At 69.8% G+C, this 2726-nt stretch carries 4 protein-coding genes; 2 read left to right on the forward strand and 2 right to left on the reverse strand.

The genetic code is table 11. From position 1 onward, the window contains the following. Positions 1-729 (forward strand): M20/M25/M40 family metallo-hydrolase (locus N878_RS17000; RefSeq protein ID WP_021444800.1); only part of this gene is annotated, 729 nt, incomplete at its 5' end. A gap of 67 nt (positions 730-796) precedes the next feature. Continuing rightward, entirely contained in the window at positions 797-2095 is a 1299-nt protein-coding gene (gene argA / locus N878_RS17005) for an amino-acid N-acetyltransferase (RefSeq protein WP_021444801.1), read from the forward strand. Between the two features lie 85 nt (positions 2096-2180). Here argA and N878_RS17010 read toward each other — a convergent pair whose 3' ends face one another. Next, the gene (locus tag N878_RS17010) at positions 2181-2372 is read right to left on the reverse strand and encodes a ribosome modulation factor (protein WP_021444802.1); all 192 of its coding nucleotides are present in this window, start codon (positions 2370-2372) and stop codon (positions 2181-2183) included. 228 nt (positions 2373-2600) lie between these two features. Then, positions 2601-2726 (reverse strand): hypothetical protein (locus N878_RS29595; protein ID WP_256218101.1); only part of this gene is annotated, 126 nt, incomplete at its 5' end.

A 2726-nucleotide genomic window follows, 5' to 3' on the forward strand; every position in this document is an offset into this window, starting at 1 on the left:
GCCCGCGCCCTGGCCGAGGCCGGGCGGCCGCTAGGGCGCGCCGCGGTAATCGGCGAGCCGACCGGCCTCAAGCCCATCCGCCTGCACAAGGGGGTGATGATGGAGCGCATCGATATCCTCGGCCAGAGCGGCCATTCCTCCGACCCTAGTCTCGGCCATAGCGCGCTGGAGGCCATGCAGGACGTCATGGGCGAGCTGCGCGGCCTGCGCGCGCAGTGGCAGCGCGAGTTCAACAACCCGCAGTTCGGCGTGCCGCAACCGACCCTGAACCTCGGCTGCATCCATGGCGGCGACAACCCCAACCGCATCTGCGGCCAGTGCGCGCTGGAGTTCGACCTGCGCCCGCTGCCGGGGATGGACCCGGAGCAGCTGCGCGCGGCGATTCGCGGCAAGCTGCAACCGCTGGCGCTCAAGCACCAGGTGCGCATCGACTACGGCCCGCTGTTCCCGGCGGTGCCGCCGTTCGAGCAGGCCGCCGACGCCGAACTGGTACGTCTGGCCGAACGCCTCACCGGACACGCGGCGCAGGCGGTGGGGTTCGGCACCGAGGCGCCTTATCTGCAGCAGCTGGGCTGCGAGACCCTGGTGCTCGGCCCCGGCGACATCGACTGCGCCCACCAGCCCGGCGAGCACCTGGAACTGGCGCGGATCGAGCCGACCGTGCAGTTGCTGCGCCAACTGATCCAACACTATTGCCTGAGTCGGAGCGAAGACGTGCTGCGACGATGAGAGAAACCTTCGAACCTGCCATGGCGGCTTGACCCGCCCCCTGTCTCGACGCTCACACGGATCTTTCATGCACGACTACGTCAACTGGTTACGCCACGCTTCGCCCTATATCAACGCCCACCGCGACTGCACCTTCGTGGTCATGCTGCCTGGCGAGGGCATCGCCCACCCGAACTTCGCCAATATCGTCCACGACCTGGTGTTGCTGCACAGCCTCGGCGTGCGCCTGGTGCTGGTGCACGGCTCGCGCCCGCAGATCGAGGCGCGCCTGGCCGCCCGCGGGCTGACCCCGCACTATCACCGCGACCTGCGCATCACCGACGGGCCGACCCTGGAGTGCGTGATCGACGCCGTCGGCCAGCTGCGCATCGCCATCGAGGCGCGCCTGTCGATGGACATGGCCGCCTCGCCGATGCAGGGCTCGCGCCTGCGCCTGACCAGCGGCAACTTCGTCACCGCGCGGCCGATCGGCGTGCTCGACGGCGTGGATTACCACCACACCGGCGAGGTGCGGCGCATCGACCGCAAGGGCATCAACCGCCAGCTCGACGAGCGCAGCATCGTGCTGCTGTCGCCGCTCGGCTACTCGCCCACCGGGGAAATCTTCAACCTGGCCTGCGAAGACGTCGCCACCCGCGCCGCCATCGACCTGGGGGCGGACAAGCTGCTGCTGTTCGGCGCCGAGGACGGCCTGCTCGACGAGCACGGCCAGCTGGTGCGCGAATTGCGCCCGCAGCAGGTGCCGGCGCACCTGGCGCGCCTGGGCAGCAACTACCAGGGCGAGCTGCTCGATGCCGCGGCCGAGGCCTGCCGTGGCGGCGTCAAGCGCAGCCATATCGTCAGCTACGCCACCGACGGCGCGTTGCTCAGCGAGCTGTTCACTCGCACCGGCAACGGTACCCTGGTGGCCCAGGAGCAGTTCGAGTCGTTGCGTGAGGCGACCATCGAGGACGTCGGCGGGCTGATCGAGCTGATCAGCCCGTTGGAGGAGCAGGGCATACTGGTGCGCCGTTCGCGCGAGGTGCTGGAGCGCGAGATCGAGCAGTTCAGCGTCGTCGAGCGCGAGGGGCTGATCATCGCCTGCGCCGCGCTCTATCCGCTGGCCGACTCCGACTGCGGCGAGCTGGCCTGTTTGGCGGTCAACCCGGATTATCGCCACGGCGGCCGCGGCGACGAGCTGCTGGCGCGGATCGAGGCGCGGGCGCGGGCGCTGGGGCTCAAGACCCTGTTCGTGCTCACCACGCGCACCGCCCACTGGTTCCGCGAGCGCGGCTTCGAGCCGAGCAGCGTCGAACGCATGCCGGCGGCGCGCGCCTCGCTGTACAACTACCAGCGCAATTCCAAGGTGTTCGAGAAGACCTTGTAGAGGGGCGAATGCGCTGGGAAGGGCTTTAGCCGCGACTTGGTTGACCGGTCGCGGCTAAAGCCCCTCCCACGATGCGTGCAGAACCTCAGGCGCTGTGCTGCTGCAGGCGCAGCTGCTCGAAGCCGTCGTCCCAGCCGGCCTCCCAGGCCGCGGCGGGGACTTCGTCGGGGTAGGGTTGGCGGTCTTTGGCCTGGCCGGTGAGGCCGGCCATATAGCCTTGCTGGTAGGCCTTGGTCAGGCTCTCCAGGCTCCATTGCGGAGTGGCGTCGTCGGCCATGGGCGCTGCTCGTCTGCATCCGTTACCCGCCATGCTAGCCGCCCGGGCGCGCCGCGACGCGGCCGCCCATCCCGGCTTTTGCTCCGTTGGCGGCCTTTGTGATGCAGTCGACGAATCTCGCTCGGCGCCGGCCAGCGGCCGTTGCTCCCGCGGAATGGGGCGTCAGGGGCGCAAGCGGTGGGCTGCAGCGGATCGCCGCCCGGCCCACCCTCCCAGGGCGTAGCCCCCTTACACCGCCAGGGCCAGGATGCTGGCCTGGTAGGCGGCGACGAAGGCATCGAAGTCGCCTTGCGGCTGGGCTTCCAGCTCGGCCTGTTCGGCCAGCGAGCGCTGCGCGGCCTGCTCGAAGGCGGC

It is taken from the genome of Pseudomonas sp. EGD-AK9, assembly GCF_000465935.2.
GTDB lineage: Bacteria > Pseudomonadota > Gammaproteobacteria > Pseudomonadales > Pseudomonadaceae > Aquipseudomonas.

Bases quoted from the DNA above. Each gene is read 5' to 3' on its own strand.
- argA (WP_021444801.1), top strand. From the start codon at position 797: ATGCACGACTACGTCAACTGGTTACGCCACGCTTCGCCCTATATCAAC.
- N878_RS17010 (WP_021444802.1), bottom strand. From the start codon at position 2,372: ATGGCCGACGACGCCACTCCGCAATGGAGCCTGGAGAGCCTGACCAAG.